This window comes from Oscillibacter sp. (genome assembly GCF_031978065.1).
In the GTDB taxonomy this organism is placed as follows: Bacteria; Bacillota; Clostridia; order Oscillospirales; family Oscillospiraceae; genus Oscillibacter.
This window is the reverse complement of the sequence record NZ_DALZCH010000192.1, coordinates 1-2360: the sequence shown is the minus strand read 5'-3', so window position 1 is coordinate 2360 and position 2360 is coordinate 1. Positions and strand designations below refer to the sequence as shown.

2 protein-coding genes and 1 pseudogene are annotated in these 2360 nt (G+C 56.1%); all 3 read right to left on the bottom strand.

The genetic code is table 11. The features are described 5' to 3' along the window. Positions 1-319 (bottom strand): response regulator (locus tag RTK01_RS16585; protein ID WP_312282028.1); only part of this gene is annotated, 319 nt, incomplete at its 3' end. A 435-nt stretch (positions 320-754) separates the two neighbouring features. Then, positions 755-1762, bottom strand: a complete 1008-nt coding sequence (gene asnA / locus RTK01_RS16580; protein ID WP_312282027.1) for an aspartate--ammonia ligase — start codon at positions 1760-1762, stop codon at positions 755-757. A 57-nt stretch (positions 1763-1819) separates the two neighbouring features. Then, positions 1820-2360 (bottom strand): annotated as a pseudogene (locus tag RTK01_RS16575) (glutamate--tRNA ligase); the annotation flags it as partial.

Genomic DNA, 2360 nt, shown 5'->3' with positions numbered 1-2360 from the left:
CCAGACTCAAGGGCTTGGTGAGATAGTCGTCCTCACCCTGTTCCAGCCCCGTCACCACATCCACCTCAGTATCGTTGGCAGTTAAAAGAATCACCGGAACGGAGTCGTTCCTGACTTTCATCTCGTGAAGCAAGGCAAGTCCGCTACCATCCGGGAGGTTAATATCAAGCAAAATGAGGTCCGGCGCGCCGTCGGCAAGCAGCTCACGCGCGGATTTCAGATCAAAACACGGAATAATCTGAAACTCCTGATCCTTTAACGCAAGACACAGGCCTTGGTTCAGATTGCGGTCGTCTTCGACAATCATAATACACTTCATCATTTTCCTCCTTCATTTTCTATTTACCCCAACTCACGCCCTAAGAGTCTGCGTTGCTTTACGGAAAGTCCCCTACAACTCAATGATACGCTCCAATTTCTCTGAAAAAAAAGCTGCTTGAGCTACTCGGCGTCAATATCGGCGTTTAGTAATGTCAATCGTTTGTGGTTTTCTGTGCATTACGGATTTTGTCTGTACAATAATGATACCACAATGAATGAATATTTCAAATTGTAATTCGTAACCATGCGGGAGTCTTGCCGCTGCCAGCAACGCCACAGCAGACAGTACGGGCTTTGGCACGTACGCAAAAGGACAGGGCAGACAGCAAAAACTGTCCGCCCTGTCACGGAGATTTATACCCGGTTCACTTTTTGCCCCTATGATACCCCGCCGAAAGGCTGGGCCGGGAACTTATTGAAGACACAGGAAGACTTACAGAAGAATGATGCCCGCTTCTTCGCAGGCGGCAATCGTGTCCTTGTCCCAAAGACTGGCCTGAACCTCGCCGATGTGGCAGGTACCAAGCAGCAGCATGCACAGCCGGGACTGACCGATGCCGCCGCCAATGGACTGGGGCAACTCGCCGCTTAGCAGCATCTTATGGAAGGGGAGACTTCTCCGCTCGTCGTGGCCGGAGAGGGCGAGCTGGCGGTCCAGCGCCGCCTCGTCCACCCGGATGCCCATGGAAGAAACCTCGAAATTGCGCTCCAACACGGGATTCCACATGAGAATGTCGCCGTTCAAAGTCCAGTCGTCATAGTCCGGGGCGCGGCCATCGTGGGGCTTCCCGGAGTTGAGCTTCCCGCCGATCTGCATGAGGAACACGGTGCGGTGCCTCTGGCAAACGGCCTTCTCCCGCTCGTTGGGAGTCAGGTCGGGGAAACGGTCCTCCAGCTCCTGCGTGGTGATGAAAAACACGTCCCGGTCCGGGCGGAAGGTGAGAGCCGGATAGTTCTTGCGCAGATCCTCGGCCGTGTCGCAGATGGAGGCCACGATGGTGCGGACGGTATCCTTGAGGTACTGGAGGTTCCGGTCCTCGCGCGGGATGTGCTTCTCCCAGTCCCACTGGTCCACATACACGGAGTGGAGATTGTCCACCTCCTCATCCCGGCGGATGGCGTTCATGTCGGTATACAGGCCCGTTCCGGCTTTGAACTCGTACCGCTTCAGCGCCAGACGCTTCCACTTGGCGAGGGAGTGAACCACCTGTCCGTCGGTCCCTACGTCGGGGATGTCAAAGCTCACAGGGCGCTCCACGCCGTTAAGGTCGTCGTTCAGGCCTGTGGCCCCGTCCACGAACAGCGGGGCGGAAACCCGGTGAAGGTCCAGCCGCTCTGTCAGATTCTTCTGAAAGTCGGCGTGGATAAATTCGATGGCGCGCTGAAGCTGGTTGTTGGTCAGGGGCATTTTGTAACCGGCGGGAATCACAATTTTACTCATGTTGGGCTACCCATCCTTCTGAATTTGAATTTCTTATGGAGAAGTCTCAGTCAGCGCTCAGCCCAGCAGAACAAGGCCGTGGCGCAGTCTTTTCAGCGTTTCGTCCCGCCCCAGAATGCGGCAGATTTCCACCGCGCCGCCGGGCGTCACCAGCTTGCCCGCCGCCGCGATGCGCACGGGCCACATCAGCGTGGCGTTTTTCACCTCCAGCTCTTCCGCAAGGCCCGTCAGCGCGCCATGGACTGCGTCCGTGTCCCAAGTGGGCAGGGCCTCCAGCGCGGAGATAGCGGCGGAAAGCATCGCCTTGGAGATGTCCTTATCCGTTTTGGACTTCTTATTGACATAAAATTCAACATCATAAGCGGGAAGCGCGTCGAAAAAGTTCACCTTTTCCGGAATTTCCGTCAGTTTTTCGCACCGAGCCTGCAACAGCGCGGCAATGTCCGCGGGGTTGATGGCGGGGTTTTTCACGCTTTGGCGGATATACGGCTCCGCAATTTTCGCGAATTCCTCCGGTGCAAGGGCGCGGAGATAGGTGGCGTTGAAGTAATCCAGCTTGGCGATGTCGAAAATCGCGGGGGATTTGGAGATTCCGGCA